Origin of the sequence: Paenibacillus wynnii, assembly GCF_030812855.1 — a bacterium.
Lineage (GTDB): Bacteria > Bacillota > Bacilli > Paenibacillales > Paenibacillaceae > Paenibacillus_AQ > Paenibacillus_AQ wynnii_A.
This window is the reverse complement of sequence record NZ_JAUSTK010000003.1, coordinates 95,779-112,402: the sequence shown is the minus strand read 5'-3', so window position 1 is coordinate 112,402 and position 16,624 is coordinate 95,779. Positions and strand designations below refer to the sequence as shown.

Annotated in this window: 13 protein-coding genes; all 13 read left to right on the top strand. The window is 45.4% G+C overall.

Annotation, left to right across the window (positions count from 1 at the left end):
• The first annotated feature begins 152 nt into the window (after positions 1 to 152).
• The 13 genes from J2T20_RS04500 to J2T20_RS04440 all read left to right on the top strand — a co-directional run bounded on the left by J2T20_RS04500 (position 153) and on the right by J2T20_RS04440 (position 16,599).
• Positions 153 to 1,085, top strand: a complete 933-nt coding sequence (locus J2T20_RS04500; protein ID WP_307585993.1) for an ABC transporter permease — start codon at positions 153 to 155, stop codon at positions 1,083 to 1,085.
• 3 nt (positions 1,086 to 1,088) lie between these two features.
• Complete coding sequence (locus J2T20_RS04495; protein WP_307585991.1) at positions 1,089 to 2,033, top strand: ABC transporter permease; 945 nt, start codon at positions 1,089 to 1,091, stop codon at positions 2,031 to 2,033.
• Positions 2,034 to 2,048: 15 nt separating this feature from the next.
• Positions 2,049 to 3,044 carry an ABC transporter ATP-binding protein gene (locus J2T20_RS04490; protein WP_307585989.1) on the top strand — a complete coding sequence of 332 codons (996 nt, stop codon included), beginning with the start codon at positions 2,049 to 2,051 and terminating at the stop codon, positions 3,042 to 3,044.
• Positions 3,041 to 3,964, top strand: a complete 924-nt coding sequence (locus J2T20_RS04485; RefSeq protein WP_307585987.1) for an ABC transporter ATP-binding protein — start codon at positions 3,041 to 3,043, stop codon at positions 3,962 to 3,964. Before J2T20_RS04490 ends, J2T20_RS04485 begins: the two co-directional genes overlap by 4 nt.
• 179 nt (positions 3,965 to 4,143) lie before the next feature.
• A complete protein-coding gene (gene bshC / locus J2T20_RS04480; RefSeq protein ID WP_307585985.1) occupies positions 4,144 to 5,775 on the top strand; it encodes a bacillithiol biosynthesis cysteine-adding enzyme BshC in 1,632 nt (543 codons plus the stop codon).
• A 306-nt stretch (positions 5,776 to 6,081) separates the two neighbouring features.
• Entirely contained in the window at positions 6,082 to 7,353 is a 1,272-nt protein-coding gene (locus tag J2T20_RS04475) for an adenosylhomocysteinase (RefSeq protein ID WP_307585982.1), read from the top strand.
• A 205-nt stretch (positions 7,354 to 7,558) separates the two neighbouring features.
• Positions 7,559 to 7,996: a division/cell wall cluster transcriptional repressor MraZ gene (mraZ, locus tag J2T20_RS04470; protein ID WP_307585980.1), complete on the top strand. Its 438-nt coding sequence runs from the start codon at positions 7,559 to 7,561 to the stop codon at positions 7,994 to 7,996.
• Positions 7,997 to 8,034: 38 nt separating this feature from the next.
• Positions 8,035 to 8,988, top strand: a complete 954-nt coding sequence (gene rsmH / locus J2T20_RS04465; RefSeq protein WP_307585979.1) for a 16S rRNA (cytosine(1402)-N(4))-methyltransferase RsmH — start codon at positions 8,035 to 8,037, stop codon at positions 8,986 to 8,988.
• Positions 8,989 to 9,011: 23 nt separating this feature from the next.
• Positions 9,012 to 9,401, top strand: a complete 390-nt coding sequence (locus J2T20_RS04460) for a hypothetical protein (RefSeq protein ID WP_307585977.1) — start codon at positions 9,012 to 9,014, stop codon at positions 9,399 to 9,401.
• 42 nt (positions 9,402 to 9,443) lie between these two features.
• Entirely contained in the window at positions 9,444 to 11,663 is a 2,220-nt protein-coding gene (locus J2T20_RS04455; RefSeq protein ID WP_307585975.1) for a penicillin-binding transpeptidase domain-containing protein, read from the top strand.
• 81 nt (positions 11,664 to 11,744) lie between these two features.
• Positions 11,745 to 13,670: a stage V sporulation protein D gene (locus J2T20_RS04450; RefSeq protein WP_307586268.1), complete on the top strand. Its 1,926-nt coding sequence runs from the start codon at positions 11,745 to 11,747 to the stop codon at positions 13,668 to 13,670.
• 50 nt (positions 13,671 to 13,720) lie between these two features.
• A complete protein-coding gene (locus J2T20_RS04445) occupies positions 13,721 to 15,208 on the top strand; it encodes a UDP-N-acetylmuramoyl-L-alanyl-D-glutamate--2,6-diaminopimelate ligase (protein WP_307585973.1) in 1,488 nt (495 codons plus the stop codon).
• Positions 15,205 to 16,599, top strand: a complete 1,395-nt coding sequence (locus tag J2T20_RS04440) for a UDP-N-acetylmuramoyl-tripeptide--D-alanyl-D-alanine ligase (protein ID WP_307585970.1) — start codon at positions 15,205 to 15,207, stop codon at positions 16,597 to 16,599. The genes J2T20_RS04445 and J2T20_RS04440 overlap by 4 nt, the downstream gene beginning before the upstream one ends.
• Positions 16,600 to 16,624: the final 25 nt, after the last annotated feature.

The window sequence follows — 16,624 nt, the reverse complement described above, 5'->3', positions numbered from 1 at the left end:
AAACCCATATATATCCCGTTTTTTTGTGCTTGAGTATTGTTGTTGAAAATATCAATTGATGCAATTTATTTAGAATAGACAAAAGATTCGATTTCTCCTAAAATCGAATTATGTCGTTTTTTTTATTTTATAAAGGAGGTGCTCAACTGGCGATGGTACGTTATATTTCCAATAAATTTTTCTACATGCTTGTATCACTTGTAATATTGATAACTGCGACTTTTTTCCTGATGAAAGCTATTCCTGGTGATCCATTTATGTCTGAGAAAAAAGTCCCGCCTGCAGTACAGGCTCGACTGTATCAGCAATATGGTTTGGATCAGCCTGTTTGGAAGCAGTATCTGAAGTATATGGGGAACATTGCACAAGGTGATTTAGGGATTTCCATGAAGCAGTTGAATCAAGATGTAAGTGGACTGATTGGCAAGACCTTTTCTGCTTCCCTGAAACTCGGTAGTATTGCTATTGTAGTATCTGTTATTATCGGTGTTCTGTTGGGTATGCTTGCCGCATTGTATCATCGAAAGCTGATAGATAATGTAGCGATGGTAATAGCTGTCTTAGGGATTGCGGTCCCGAGTTTCTTGGTAGCAGCACTACTACAATATATCTTTGCATATAAGTTTCATATGTTTCGAGTCATGGGCTTTACGGGTCCGCTAGACTATGTCCTGCCGGTGGCAGCACTTAGCTTTAAGCCGATTGCGTTTATCGCTCGTCTGACAAGATCAAGCATGTTGGAAGTTCTACATGCAGATTATATCAAGACTGCAAAAGCAAAGGGTTTGAACTGGGCAACGATAATGTTCCGCCATGTTATCCGTAATGGTATCATGCCTGTCGTTACTTATGTTGGACCTATGACTGCAGATATCGTTACAGGATCGGTGGTTATTGAGCAGATCTTTGGTATAGGTGGTATTGGTAAGCAATTCGTACAAGCTATCGGCGTACGTGATTATACGCTGATCATGGGTATTACGATTTTCTATGGAGTTCTGCTAATGCTTGCGCGTTTTACGACAGACATTCTGTATGTCTTTATCGATCCGCGAATCAAGCTGAGCGGAAGAAAGGAGGGCTAAGTCATGTCTGCAAATCAATCCATGTCTTCAAAAGCAGCACCGCTAAAGCCGGAAGATTTCAAGAAAATTGGCACGGACAAAAAAGAGGCGGAACTTATCCAACGTGAGAGTTTGTCCGCTTGGCGTGACTCAATGTACCGTCTGCGCAAGAATAAAATGGCTATGACGGCCTTTACTGCAATGGTTATTATAATGCTTGCAGCTATTTTTGGTCCGCATTTTTCCGATTTTAACTATTATTCAAATGATTTGATGAACACGAATCAGCCCCCTTCTGCCGCCCACTGGTTCGGAACAGATGACCTTGGTCGCGATATGTGGGTACGTACTTGGATGGGTGCGAGAATCTCTCTAATAGTTGGTTTCGCCGCGGCATTAATTGACTTGATCATTGGTGTCACTTATGGCGGGGTTATGGGTTACTTCGGTGGTCGTGTAGATTCGATCATGAATAAATTCTCGGAAATTTTGTACTCCATTCCTTATTTGCTAGTAACAATCTTGCTGCTTGTTGTATTAGAGCCAAGTATAGGTACTATCATTCTAGCCTTAACCATTACTGGCTGGATTAATATGTCGTGGATTGTCCGCGGTGAGATTATGCAGCTTAAAAATCGTGAATTCGTTTTGGCTTCCCGCTCCATGGGTGCAGGCTCAGGACGTTTGTTATTCCGTCATTTGCTTCCAAATGCAATTGGACCGATTATAGTTACAATTACGCTTTCCGTTCCAAGTGCTATCTTTGCAGAGGCTTTTCTAAGCTTCTTGGGTCTGGGTGTACAAGCACCCGTAGCTTCATTGGGCTCCATGGTTAATGATGCCAGAACAGGATGGATGAACTATCCTTGGCGTATGATTTTCCCAGCTTTGGCAATCAGTATAACGATGCTGGCCTTTAATATCTTTGGAGACGGTCTCCGGGATGCACTTGATCCTAAACTGAAATAACAGGAGGTGAGAATAATGGAACCGATTTTGCAAGTAAAAGATCTACATGTATCGTTCAAAGTTAAAGGTGGAGAAGTTAAGGCTGTGCGCGGCATGAACTTCGAAGTTAATAAAGGAGAAACAGTTGCAATCGTAGGGGAGTCGGGTAGTGGTAAGAGTGTCACCGCCCAGACCATTATGCAGCTCATTCCCTCACCTCCGTCCAAGATTGACAAGGGTGAGATTATTTTTCAAGGTAAAGACCTACTGAAGTTCAATTCCAAACAGATGGAAAAAATTCGTGGAAAAGATATTGGCATGATTTTTCAGGATCCGATGACTTCTCTGAACCCGACTATTAAGGTTGGTAAACAGATTACTGAAGTATTAATCAAACATCAGAAAATGTCAGCGGGCGAAGCGAGAAAGCAAGGGATTGAAATGCTTAAGCTTGTCGGCATCAAAAATGCTGATTCCCGCTTTAACCAATATCCACATGAATTCTCCGGGGGTATGCGCCAACGTGTAATGATTGCCATTGCCTTGGCTTGCCGTCCTGCCTTACTTATTGCTGATGAACCGACTACTGCGCTTGATGTAACGATTCAGGCACAGATTATGGATGTCATGAAAGACATTCAGCAAAGACTTGGAACTTCAATTATTCTGATTACCCATGATCTTGGCGTAGTCGCAGGCATTGCTGACCGTGTCGTTGTAATGTATGCCGGTGAGATTGTCGAATCAGGTACCAAAATGGAGATCTTTAAAAATCCACAGCATCCTTATACCAAAGGCTTGCTGCGGTCTATGCCTCGTCTCGACCAAAAGAAGAACGAACCGCTTATTCCGATTATTGGTACACCGCCTGACTTGATCAAGCCACCACTAGGCTGCCCGTTCGCTGCCCGTTGTGATGAAGCGATGAGTATTTGTGAGAGAATTGATCCGGATGCTACTCATTTCAGTAATACACACATGGCACGTTGTTGGGATCATCATCCTATGGCGAAGGAGGCCGTGCACTCATGAGCAGTAATAATCTAATTGAAGTTAAGGGCCTTAGAAAATATTTCAACGTAGGAAACAACAAGGTGCTTCGTGCCGTTGATAACCTTAACTTTTCTATTCGTCCGGGTGAAACACTTGGTATGGTAGGGGAGTCAGGCTGCGGTAAATCTACTGCTGGACGTACTATCCTTCGTTTATATGAACCAACGGCAGGAAGTGTCTTGTTTAACGGTACTGATATTAATAAGCTGTCCGCCGGTAAAATGAAGGCTATGCGCCGTGACATGCAGATGATCTTCCAGGATCCATATGCTTCATTGAATCCGCGCTTCACGGTTTCGGATGTTATCGGAGAAGCACTGGATATTCATAAGCTTGCAGGCAGCCGTCAAGAACGTAAAAAACGGATTGAAGATTTGCTGGATATGGTTGGACTTAATCCTGACCATGCCACTCGTTATCCCCATGAATTCTCCGGTGGACAACGGCAGCGGATTGGTATTGCCCGTGCATTGGCGGTTAATCCGAAGTTTATCGTATGCGACGAGCCGATTTCAGCACTTGACGTGTCCATTCAAGCACAGGTTGTCAATTTGTTGAAAGAACTGCAAGGTAGATTGGGTCTTACTTATCTGTTTATTGCTCATGATCTTTCTATGGTTAAGCACATCAGTGACCGTGTAGTAGTAATGTATTTAGGCCGAATGGTTGAAATTGCGGAGAGCGAAGAATTATATGCCAATCCGGTACATCCATACACTCAATCATTACTATCAGCCATTCCAATTCCTGATCCGGACATAGAAATGAACAAGAAACGGATCATCTTGCACGATGAACTCGGTACTCCGATTTACTCGGCTAACGAGAAAAGCAATGATAGTGATTTTGAATTAGTAGAAGTGTCTAAAGGACATTGGGTTACAAAACAATACGCTTAATTGGAAAATTCATATGATGGGGATTATTTGGAAGCCGATTAAGGTGCTAAATAATCCTCTTTCTTGTTTTTTTAGACGTCATATCTTTGACGCCGCCTTCTACATTGTATACAATCATATAGGGTTTAACCGATAGGTTAATACATACAACTGGTTTGAAAGAATAGGAGGCAAATGCAATGAATGTTATTCCTGTGCCACTCCCGGGAGGGCGTACGCTTGCCCGTGACTATATACAGTCTTACGAATCAGTAGATCATCTCTATGGAGGGGACTTCCGTAATGTAGAGAGCAGACGTCACCGGATGGAATGGCTGGATTGTACGGAGAATTCCCGTGCGGACCGAATTAAGGTTGCAGAGACTTTGCTTGCCTATAATACCAAGCACAATCCTCATGCAGCGGTAGCTGCATCTATAGCATTGCTCAAGCAGCCGGGAACGTTAGTTGTGACTGGAGGACAGCAAAGCGGTCTGTTCACGGGCCCACTTCTAGTGGTTTACAAGGCGATTACTACTATACTAGCTGCAAAAGAAGCCAGGGAAAACCTTGGCCGACCGGTAGTTCCAATTTTTTGGATTGCTGGCGAAGATCATGACTGGGATGAAGTTGATCATACCTATGTACTGAATCGTACGACAGAAATTTCTAAGATTAGAATGGAAGACCCGGAAGGTCCTCGTTCATCCGTTAGTGCTATAGATGTACATCAGGAAAACTGGACACAAGTTGTAGATAAATTGGATGCCATGCTTCAGGATAGTGAATTTAAAGCGCAAATTATGGAGTTTGTTCGGGACTCTTCAGCAGGGGCTGTCAGTATGACAGATGCCTTTGCCAGTCTTATGGGCTCCTTGTTTGGCAAGTTCGGTCTAATATTACTTGACTCTGCAGACACTGAACTGCGTAAGTTGGAACAACCTTTCTTTCAAGCACTAATCATGGAGAATGACCAATTGGAACAAGCTTATCTTCATTCAGCGGCAGATATTACTTCCAGTGGTTACGAGCTGCAGGCTGACGTAACCAAAGGTGCTGCAAATTTGTTCTATATCCACGAGGGTGCGCGTCTGCTGTTGCTTAAGAAAGACGGAGTATATACCGACCGTAAGAACCAAGTTTCCTTTTCACAGGAAGAATTGCTGGCGGTTCTTGAGGCTCACCCAGAGCGGTTTAGTAATAATGTGCTAACCCGGCCGCTAATGCAGGATTATATTTTACCAGTGTTAACAACCGTACTTGGACAAGGTGAAATGTCCTATTGGGCAATAACCAAGCAAGCCTTCGAAACGCTCGGCGGACAGATGCCACTGCTGCTTCCACGGATGTCTTTTACAGTTGTAGAAGGTACTTTGCACAAACACATGGATAAATACGGACTTTCTTTTGTCGATGTACTGGGTGGATTGCGTGATAAGAAGCAGCAATGGCTGAATGCGCAAGATGAGCTGGAGATCGAAAGACGTTTTGAAGAAGCTAAGGCTGCATTTACAGCTTTGTATGATCCTTTGATAGAACAGCTGGGAACGATTCAGGCGGGACTGCTCAAGCTGGGCAGCAGCAATAAAGATAAAATAGTAGATCAAATCTCCTTTTTGCAAGCTAAAGCGCGGGATGCGATGGAAAAACAAAATGAAGCAGCGCTTCGGCAATGGGAGCGCATTGAGTTGTCCCTTCTGCCGTTGGGTAAACTTCAGGAGAGAGTATACAATGTAATGTATTACTTAAACCGCTACGGACCGGCTTGGTTAGATGAACTGGCGGACCTTCCTCCGGACTTCAGCGGTACGCATCGTATTATATATATGTAAAACAAGGAAATTGGAAGAATTTACAGTGACTACGCTATTCCTTTTCAAGTAAGAGGTTGCGTGCCAACTATGCGGACTCAGATTCCTCTATTGGGCAGATTAGGTGTTTAAATAGGCCGAATCTTGCTCAATAAGGGATTCTTTGTCCGCAAAATGACAATTTGGGCGGATTTAGAGTAAATAAGGTCTGCTGTGTCCGCATAGCTTCACGTTTCGTCTTAAATCCTCAATAGTTCTCAACAAGTTGTTAAGCGGGACGGTTTGTACGAGTTATTTTATAGTAGTGAAAAATTAGGAGGTTCCATAATGAGTTCATTATCCAAGCAAAACAGCATCGTTACCGATATGGCGTTAGCCCCTGAAGGTCATTTGAAGATTGATTGGGTTAAACAGCATATGCCTGTACTTAACCGGATCCGTGAGCAGTTCGAAGCGGAGCAGCCGTTCAAAGGTTTGAAGGTATCAATTACCCTCCATTTGGAAGCTAAAACTGCTTATCTGGCAAAGGTTGTACAAGCCGGTGGTGCGGAAGTCACTATTACAGGTTCCAACCCGCTCTCTACGCAAGATGATGTATGTGCAGCGTTGGTGGAGGACGGAATTACCGTATTCGCGAAATACAATCCTTCGCCGGAAGAGTTCAAAGCGCTCAATATCAAGGCCCTGGAAAGTAAACCGGATTTGATTATCGACGACGGCGGTGATTTTGCTACCTTACTGCATTCTGAGCGTCCGGATCTTATGGTGAATATTCGCGGGGGTGCTGAAGAGACAACTACCGGAATTATTCGACTTAAGGCTTTGGAAAAGCAAGGAATTCTGAAATTCCCTATGGTTGCTGTGAATGATGCGTATTGCAAGCACTTGTTCGACAATCGTTATGGAACAGGTCAATCTGCATGGGATGGTATTATCCGCACAACGAATCTGATGGTAGCTGGAAAAACGGTAGTTGTGGTAGGTTACGGCTGGTGTGGCAAGGGTGTGGCTATGCGGGCAAAAGGACTGGGAGCCAACGTCATTGTTACCGAAGTGGATGCGATCAAGGCTGTGGAAGCGCACATGGACGGTTTTCATGTGATGCCGATTCTGGAAGCCGCCAAGCTGGGAGATTTCTTCATCACGGTTACGGGTAATCGTTACGTTATTCGCGGTGAGCATTTCGATGTGATGAAGGACGGCGCGATTCTTTGCAACGCGGGTCATTTTGACGTAGAGGTGAACAAGCCGGAGCTATCCGAGAGATCGGTATCTCAGCGAACTGTCCGCAAAAACATTGAGGAGTACCAACTTAAAGATGGTCGTAAGCTATACCTGCTGGCGGAAGGCAGACTTGTAAACTTGGGTGCAGCAGACGGACATCCGGCTGAAATCATGGATATGACCTTTGCTCTTCAAGCTTTATCTTTAAAATATGTGAATGACAATTATAAGAGCATCGGCGTTAAAGTTGAGAATGTCCCTTATGAACTGGATGAGCAGGTAGCGCGCTATAATCTAGAGAGTATTGGACTTGCTATTGATACCTTAACTCCAGAGCAAGTAGCTTATTTGGACAGTTGGGATTTAAACGCATAATTAGGTTTAATCATCTCCAAACGTTAAAAAGCCGTCTAGCCGGATATTTTTCTCCGGGCTAGCGGCTTTTTGCCTTCTATTTGTCAAAAGGTTAATTTTTCCTTCCTTAGGAAAAAGGTTTTTGATTTTTAATGGCGAATCTATTATGCTTAAGTGGTGAAAAGTGGGGCAAAGTGGGTAATTTGTGGTTAGGAGTGGGAAGCCGATGTTTATGGGGGAGTTTCAGCATAGCATTGACGACAAAGGCCGTATTATTATACCGGCTAAATTCCGTGATTTACTTGGAACCTCCTTTGTTGCGACCCGCGGCCTGGATTCCTGTATTTTTGTTTATCCTATGGATGAATGGGGAATCATGGAGCAAAAGCTTAAAAGCCTTTCACTGATGAAATCTGACGCCCGTGCGTTCAGCCGCTTTTTTTTCTCGGGAGCGACCGAATGCGTTTGGGATAAGCAGGGCAGGGTAAACCTGCCGGGTAATTTACGACAATATGCGAAGCTGGACAAAGACTGTGTCATTCTAGGCGTATCTAACCGGGTGGAGATCTGGAACAAGGAGCTATGGGAGCAGTATTTCGGTCAGTCAGAAGAATCCTTCAACGAGATTGCCGAGAAATTGGTTGATTTCAATTTTGATTTATAACAATACACATACCGAATACTTGTCTGGAGGGCTGCGGCTTGTTTCACCACATCACGGTACTTATGGAAGAAGCGACAGAAGGGCTACACATCAAGGAAGATGGCATTTACGTCGACTGTACATTAGGCGGAGCAGGGCATAGTTCGTTAATTGCCTCCAAGCTTAGCGATAAAGGAAGACTTATCTGTCTAGACCAGGATGATTGGGCTTTGGATAATGCAAAAGAAAAATTGGCTCCGTTTGGAGAAAAAATTGTTTTAGTCAGAACGAATTTTCGTGATCTGGAAAGTGTGCTTAAGGGATTATCTTTTGTTCCGAAGCTAGATGGTGTCCCTCAAGTGGATGGAATCCTGTTCGATCTCGGGGTATCGTCACCTCAATTCGATCAGGGGGATCGCGGGTTCAGCTACAATCACGATGCGCCGCTGGATATGCGGATGGATCAGACGGCGCTTTTAACGGCTGCTGATATTGTCAATACATGGTCTGAACAGGAAATTGCCCGAGTACTTTTCCAATACGGCGAAGAAAAATTCTCGCGGCGGATCGCCAAACGGATTATGGACAAAAGATCTGTTAGTCCTATTGAAACTACTGGAGAGCTGGCTGAAATCATTAAGGAAGCTATTCCCGCAGCTACGCGAAGAACAGGTGGACATCCTGCCAAACGCAGCTTTCAGGGCTTACGCATTGCTGTGAATGATGAACTTGGAGCTTTTGAAGAAGGATTACATGCTGCTGTACGATGTCTGGCACCCGAAGGAAGAGTATCGGTTATAACGTTCCATTCTTTGGAAGACCGGATATGTAAGCAGATCCTTAGCAGCTACCTAAAAAAATGCACATGTCCGCCTGACTTTCCGTTTTGCGTATGCGGCGGTGAAGGCACAGTTAAATTAATTAACCGTAAACCGCTAATGCCTAGTGACGAGGAGCTTGAACTTAATTCACGCGCCCGGTCAGCGAAGCTGCGCATCGCAGAAAAATTGTAAATGACAATAAAGGAGAGTCGGAAATGGCTTATACCCGCGGAAATTTGGCAATTCAACCCAAGAGAAAAGAAGAGGTAGACTCACTTTACCGCCAAAAGACGAAAGTAGTTACTAGACGCATGGTACTCCCACTGCGAGAGAAGCTGCTGTATATGCTGACTCTCACCATATTTGTTCTAGTGGCGGGAACGCTGATTTGGAGGTATCTCCACATTTACGATTTGAACAAGCAGGCGCAGCAATTAGATGAAGTCATATCCAAATCGAACAAGCAGATTGCTGTTTATCAGATGGAGAAGCAGAAGCTTGAACAACTGGTCCCGGAAAAAGCGAAAAGTTGGGGCTTCGGTGAGCCGAGTGAAGATATTTATGTGCCTAAAGCGGACCCATATCCGAGTGGGGACGATAATTAGTAATGTCTTTTTTTCGAAAAAAGTAGAGGTTGTGAGGTTGCTATGGTAAAGAGAATAAAACTTCGCACGCTTTTTATAGGGGGTTGTATTACCCTTTTTTTTCTTGTTTTATTAGGGAGAGTATTTTTCATCCAGATCTTAGAGGGTGACTTTTGGCAGAAAGAGGCCGCTACACAAAGGGCGCATACTTCTACTATCAAAGCGGTACGCGGAGTGATCTCAGATCGAAACGGCAGTATATTAGCCAGTGACGTTCCAGCATATACCGTTGTAGTCTCACCGGAAGTGATTCATCAGAATGGACTTGTGGACGAGGTCGTCACCAAACTTCATGAACTCCTAGGCAAGCCGGTAGGTGAGCTGCAAAAATTAGTAGAGGCGAAAGACGACAAAGGAAAATACCTCAAGAATCGCGAGATTCGGAATGAAGGCTGGAAGATTGATCAGGATCTTGCTGACAAGGTTCTGGCTTTTAGAGATGAGCTTGAAGATAAACATGATATCCAGGAAACGGGAATCGGACTTGTTAGAGAGCAGAAGCGTTATTATCCCAAGGATACTCTTGCTGCGCATATTCTGGGTTATACTGACCGGGATGGCAATGCAATGGCGGGTCTCGAAGCTTTTTATGATGACCGGCTTAAAGGAACTAATGGCCTTCTCAACTATCAGTCTGATGGTAAAGGGTACAAGCTGCCCAATGCTGAGGAAACCTATAAACCTGTTGTTAACGGCGATAATCTAAAGCTGACGATTGATAGTACGATTCAATATTATATTGAAAAGGCTATGAAGAAGGCCGTTGAACAGTATAAACCCACCAGTATGACGGTTATTGCAGCAGATCCGAACACGATGGAAATCCTCGGAATGGCCAACATGCCGACCTTTAATCCTAATGAATACTGGGATGAGGATCAAGCCGGATTCTACAATCACGCTATCAAGTCTACCTATGAGCCTGGCTCCACTTTTAAAATAGTGACTCTCGCAGGTACAGTAGAGGAAAAGCTATTCAATCCAGATGCCAAGTTTAAATCGGGCTCCATCAAGATTAAAGGTGTGAAAGCTCCGCTGCATGATATCAAAAAGGCCGGATGGGGTGAGATTAGCTTTCTGGAAGGGGTTAAGCGTTCAAGTAACGTGGCTTTTGTAAAGCTCGGATACGAGATGCTGGGCAAGGAAAAGCTGGTTCAATATATCACTGATTTTGGATTTGGGCAGAAGACGGGTATTGATATGCCCGGCGAAAGCAAAGGGTTTATTACCCCGAAATACGAGTCGGAGTACGCAACGCTGGCCTATGGGCACGGTAAGGTGGTTGTAACTCCACTGCAACAACTGGTGGCTGTTGCAGCAATCGCTAACGGCGGTAAGCTAATGACCCCGTATGTTCTCAAAGAAATCACGAACCCGAATACAGGTGAGAAAACGGTAACGAAACCAGAGGTTGTTAGACAGGTTATCTCTGAAGAAACCGCCAAGAAAACGGGTGAATATCTGGAGCAGGTTGTAGCGGACCAGGTTATAGGAACGGGACGTCACGCTTATATTGAGGGGTATCGTGTAGCCGGTAAAACAGGAACAGCGATCAAGGTCGAAGGCAAAAGTTATGTGGACTCCAAGGTGCTGGTCTCTTTTATCGGATTCGCCCCTGTGGATAATCCAAAGATAGCTGTCATTGTTATTATCGATGAGCCGCAGGAAGAAGTTGGCGGGGGTACGGCTGCAGCTCCTGTTTTTAAAGAAATCGTATCTCAAACCTTGCAATACATGGGTGTCCCCAAATTGGCCATTCAACCAGACAACGCTACTAAGCCTGTTACGGAAACCACAGCACCGGCGTTACGCAGCACACCTGAACTGACGGGCAAAACGACGAAGGAAGCCAGGGAGCTGTTGTTGGATCAAGGTTTTGACTTTGAGGTTGTCGGTAACGGTGCTTCTGTGGTTAGCCAGTATCCCAAAGCAGGAACCATGCTGAACTCGGGTCAACGCATTTATCTCCTGAGCCAGCTGGCTGATGGGAAATCCGTTCCGGATTTACGCGGAGAATCCTTGCGTGATGCGCTGGAAGTATTAACGCTCTTAAAGGTTGGTATCGGAGTAGAGGGCGAGGGGTATGTATCCGAGCAGAATGTAGTAACTAAGGATGGCAAAACCCGAGTATCGTTGAAGCTGAAGCCGCTGAATGAGTACGGAGAGGATATACCAATTGCTGATTCGGCAACTGATGATCTGGAGGCCGAGGGAGGCACCTAGGCTTGTTCTAACCCTTGTTTGTCCCGAATAGTCATGAGGTAAGAGATCATGTCTATTGTGGTGAAAGCGGGGGATGACGGAATGAAGGTTTCGAAGGTCGTGACTAGGCGGCGGATGCTATATACTCTGCTTAGCCTAGCGGTATTGTTCGTAGCGCTGGTTGTGCGTCTTGCTTATGTTCAACTGTCTGAAGGTAACGAGCTCTCTGCCAAGGCAGAGGATTCCTGGCGTCGTAATATTCCGTTTACCGCCAAACGGGGTGAGATTCTGGACCGGGAGGGTATTGCTCTCTCCTACAACATCAGCTCGCCTACGATCATAGCAATTCCGGTTCAGGTGAAGGAAAAGAAAAAAACAGCACAGCAATTAGCTCCTTTGCTAGGAATGACAGAGGATAAGCTTACAGCCTTGCTGTCCAAACGGGAATCAACGGTAAAGCTGCAGCCCGGCGGACGCAAAATTACGATGGAGCTTGCCGGCAAAATTCGTGATTTGCAGCTGCCGGGCATCGTTGTCGCTGAGGACAATAAGCGTTACTACCCTTATGGTGATCTTGCAGCACATATCCTTGGTTTTACTGGCATCGATAATCAAGGGATTACAGGGGTTGAACAGGTATATGACAAACTGCTTCAGGGAATAGAAGGGAATATTTCCTATTTGTCTGATGCCGGAGGTCGATTAATGCCGGGCTCATCCGAGAAGTATTCTGCACCCCAGGAAGGGTTAAGCTTGCAGTTGACCATTGATAAGCAAATTCAGTCGATCATGGAACGCGAGCTTGATCAAGCTATGGTCAAATATCAGGCCCAGGGAAGCTGGGCAATTGCTATGAACCCCAAAAATGGCGAGATTCTAGCCATGGCCAGCCGACCCGGATATGAGCCGGGAAAGTATAAGGAATACGATTCAGAAACCTATAATCGAAATTTACCGATCTGGATGACTTATGAACCGGGTTCAACATTCAAAATTATCACTTTGGCTGCTGCACTGCAGGAGGGAAAGGTGGATCTGCAGAATGACCATTTCTATGATCCCGGTTTTATTGAGGTCGGAGGCGCAAGGCTGCGCTGCTGGAAAAAGGGGGGGCATGGAAGTGAAACCTTCATGCAGGTGGTTGAGAATTCTTGTAATCCCGGATTTGTAGCCTTGGGACAACGTGTAGGCAAAGAAACACTGTTCCAATATATTCGTGATTTTGGTTTTGGAACCAAGACGGGCATAGACCTGAATGGTGAATCCAATGGGATTTTGTTCAAACCGGCTCAGGTTGGTCCGGTAGAGCTTGCCACCACAGCCTTCGGCCAAGGCGTTTCAGTCACACCGATTCAGCAGATAGCAGCGGTTTCGGCTGCAATCAATGGAGGTAACCTGTATAAACCACACGTAGCTAAGGCCTGGATCAATCCGGAGACCGGGAAAACGGTATCTGTGGTGAGCCCGGAGCTAGTCAAGCAGGTTATTTCAGCGGAGACTTCTAAGAAGGTCAGAGAAGCGCTCGAAAGTGTTGTTGCCAAGGGCACTGGTAGACCGGCCTTTATAGATGGCTATCGCGTGGGCGGCAAGACTGGGACCGCACAGAAGGTGATTAACGGTCACTACTCTTCTACTGAACATATCGTTTCTTTTATCGGATTTGCTCCTGCCGATGATCCGCAAATTGTTGTATACACTGCGGTTGATAATCCAAAAGGAATTCAATTCGGCGGAGTTGTGGCAGCTCCGATTGTCCAGAATATCCTGGAAGATTCTCTGCACTATATGAAGGTGCCGGAGCGTAGTGATCAGCTTCCCAAAACTTATAAACTAGGCGAAGTGCCGATCGTTACCGTTCCTGATCTTACCGGAGCCTCGGTGCAGGATATTTACGAAGATTTGAATATGAACTTTTCACTGGCGCGTTCCGGATCCGGCAGCGTGGTCATTAATCAGGCTCCTAAGGCAGGAACGAGAGTTGAACAAGGATCCACTATAAGAATCTATATGGGCTCACCCAGTGAATAATTTATAAAATATAGGATTACCTAACCGAAAATGTAGAGTGAGGGATTGAAATGAAAGTTAACGAATTGTCTTCTTGTCTTGCAGCTTCACGTCTTTATGGAGATGGCGATATTGAGATTTCGGATATCCAGACGGATTCACGGCTTGTAAAGTCTGGTGATCTCTTCATTTGTCTGCCCGGTCACACCGTTGACGGACACGAATATGCACCTCAGGCCGCGGTAAAGGGAGCCGTTGCCATTGTCTGTGAGCGAGAGCTCGATATTGCCTTGCCGCAAATTATTGTAGATGACAGCCGGTTTGCGATGTCCGTAATGTCGAATGCATTTTTTGGATCACCTAGCAGCAGAATGAGAATGATTGGTGTTACAGGTACAAACGGCAAGACAACAACCACGTATCTGATTGAGCGGATCATGCAAGATCAGAACATGAAGACTGGACTGATCGGAACGATCCAAATGCGTTATGACGGTCAGAGCTATCCGATGTCTGGTACTACTCCTGAATCCTTGGAATTGCAGCGTTCCCTGCAGGATATGGCATCCAAAGGTGTTCAGTGCTGCATTATGGAAGTTTCATCTCATGCATTGGAGCAAGGTCGGGTAAAGGGTACCGATTTCCGTACAGCTGTGTTCACCAATTTGACTCAGGATCATTTGGATTATCATCATACAATGGAGGAGTATCGCTCTGTAAAAGGGTTATTCTTTTCTAGGCTTGGAAATGTTATCTCTCCGTGGAAGGAAGAACGTAAATATGCTGTACTGAACGCAGACGATGCTGCGAGTACCTTTTTTGCCGCTTTGACTGCTGCAGAGGTAATTACATACGGCATTGATAGCGAGGCTAACGTACGAGCTTCTCAAATATCGATTACGGCAAAAGGAACTTTTTTCCATGTAGATACGTTTAAAGGTGAGACTGACATTTCATTGCGCATGGTTGGGAAATTTAATGTCTATAATGCGTTAGCAGCTATCACGGCAGCGCTTCTTGAGGATATTCCTTTGACAGACATCAAAACCAGCCTTGAGGCTGTAGAAGGAGTGAACGGGCGAGTAGAGTCTGTGGATGCCGGCCAAGATTTCGCGGTAATTGTGGATTATGCCCATACTCCGGATGGTTTGGAGAATGTATTGCGTACGGTACAAGAGTTTGCTACGGGAAAAGTATTAACCGTATTTGGCTGCGGTGGTGATAGAGATCGTACCAAACGGCCTCTTATGGGCAAAATAGCTGCTAAATACAGCGATCATGTACTTGTGACTTCCGATAATCCGCGCACAGAGGACCCTCAGTTGATTTTGAAAGATATTGAAGCAGGTTTAACGGAGGACGGTATATCATCGGACAGATATGAATTGATTGCTGACCGCCGTGAAGCGATTAGAAAAGCTATTGAAATGTCAAGCCCCGGCGATGTAGTATTGATTGCGGGGAAAGGTCATGAGACCTACCAATTAATTGGCGGAGTCGTTCATGATTTCGATGACCGTGTCGTCGCCAAAGAAGTTATAAGGGGTCGAAACTATTGATTATAAGAACGCTGGATCATATCGCAATGATGTGCGAGGGAGAATTGCTTGCTCCTGAAGCCGTAGATATACAGATAAATGGGGTTGTTACCGACTCCCGCAAAATCACACCGGACTGCCTCTTTATTCCCCTATCAGGTGAAAACTTCGAGGGTCATCAATTCGGAGCCGCTGCACTTGCGGCAGGAGCCGCGGGTCTATTATGGCAACGCGATAAGGGGCCTGCTCCTGAGGGGGCAGTGATTGCAGTAGAAGATACTCTTCGAGCATTGCAATTGCTGTCTTCAGCCTATTTGAATCAAATTGGGCCTCAAGTGGTTGCCATTACAGGAAGTAACGGCAAGACCACGACGAAGGATATCGTTACCTCACTGCTGGAGACTCAGTTCAAGGTTCACAAGACACAAGGGAATTTCAATAATCATATCGGACTGCCCCTGACCCTCTTATCGATGAGTGAGGACACTGAAATTGCAGTTCTTGAGATGGGGATGAGCTCCCGTGGTGAAATTGCTTTACTCACAGCGTTGGGAAGACCGGATATCGCAATCATTACCAACGTTGGAGAATCACATTTGCTGCAGCTTGGTTCTCGTAAGGAGATTGCCCGTGCGAAGTTGGAAATCACCGGAGGACTAAAGGCAGGTGGACTGCTAGTGTATAATGGCGATGAACCGCTGCTTGCTGAGGTATTAACTGAGGGAAGCATATCTGCCCCCGATGAGATGAAGACCTTCCGCTTCGGTCTTCATACGGATAATGATGATTATCCGACGGGAATTATGACTCATACCGGCGGCATGACATTTACTACACATTGTTATGGTGACCGTGCATTTACCTTGCCTCTTCCCGGTAGGCATAACGTTATCAACAGCCTTTCCGCATTGGCTATAGCCCATCATTTTGGAATCAGTGAAGAGAATATTGAAGCAGGTCTTCGTAATCTTAAGCTAACGGGAATGCGTGTTGAAGTGGTAACAACCCCCTCTGGGATTACGTTATTGAACGATGCTTATAACGCCAGTCCTACATCGATGAAAGCGGCTATTGATGTGCTTCAGTCGATGAAAGGTAGCGGCTTGAAAATTGCAGTGCTCGGGGACATGCTCGAACTAGGTCCTGATGAAACGACGTTTCACGCGGAGATCGGTTCCTATCTCGATCCTGAAAAAACAGATCTTCTCTTTACTTATGGACGTTTGTCCGAGCACTTAGCGCAGGCTGCTGAGAAGAATTTTGGCAGTGAGCGGGTTTTTTCTTTTACCGATAAAACAGAACTTACTAATCTTCTTATAACCAAAAGCAATCCAAAGGATATCTTGCTGTTCAAGGCATCCAGAGGTATGCGTATGGAGGAAGTTCTCCAGAGCCTGATTGCTCATGATTAATACAACAAATTTATTGGAGGGGGTG

Coding starts and splice junctions, on each gene's coding strand:
- J2T20_RS04445 (WP_307585973.1), top strand. CDS start 13,721: ATGAAAGTTAACGAATTGTCTTCTTGTCTTGCAGCTTCACGTCTTTAT.
- J2T20_RS04485 (WP_307585987.1), top strand. CDS start 3,041: ATGAGCAGTAATAATCTAATTGAAGTTAAGGGCCTTAGAAAATATTTC.
- bshC (WP_307585985.1), top strand. CDS start 4,144: ATGAATGTTATTCCTGTGCCACTCCCGGGAGGGCGTACGCTTGCCCGT.
- J2T20_RS04475 (WP_307585982.1), top strand. CDS start 6,082: ATGAGTTCATTATCCAAGCAAAACAGCATCGTTACCGATATGGCGTTA.
- J2T20_RS04450 (WP_307586268.1), top strand. CDS start 11,745: ATGAAGGTTTCGAAGGTCGTGACTAGGCGGCGGATGCTATATACTCTG.
- J2T20_RS04495 (WP_307585991.1), top strand. CDS start 1,089: ATGTCTGCAAATCAATCCATGTCTTCAAAAGCAGCACCGCTAAAGCCG.
- mraZ (WP_307585980.1), top strand. CDS start 7,559: ATGTTTATGGGGGAGTTTCAGCATAGCATTGACGACAAAGGCCGTATT.
- J2T20_RS04460 (WP_307585977.1), top strand. CDS start 9,012: ATGGCTTATACCCGCGGAAATTTGGCAATTCAACCCAAGAGAAAAGAA.
- J2T20_RS04490 (WP_307585989.1), top strand. CDS start 2,049: ATGGAACCGATTTTGCAAGTAAAAGATCTACATGTATCGTTCAAAGTT.
- J2T20_RS04500 (WP_307585993.1), top strand. CDS start 153: ATGGTACGTTATATTTCCAATAAATTTTTCTACATGCTTGTATCACTT.
- J2T20_RS04455 (WP_307585975.1), top strand. CDS start 9,444: ATGGTAAAGAGAATAAAACTTCGCACGCTTTTTATAGGGGGTTGTATT.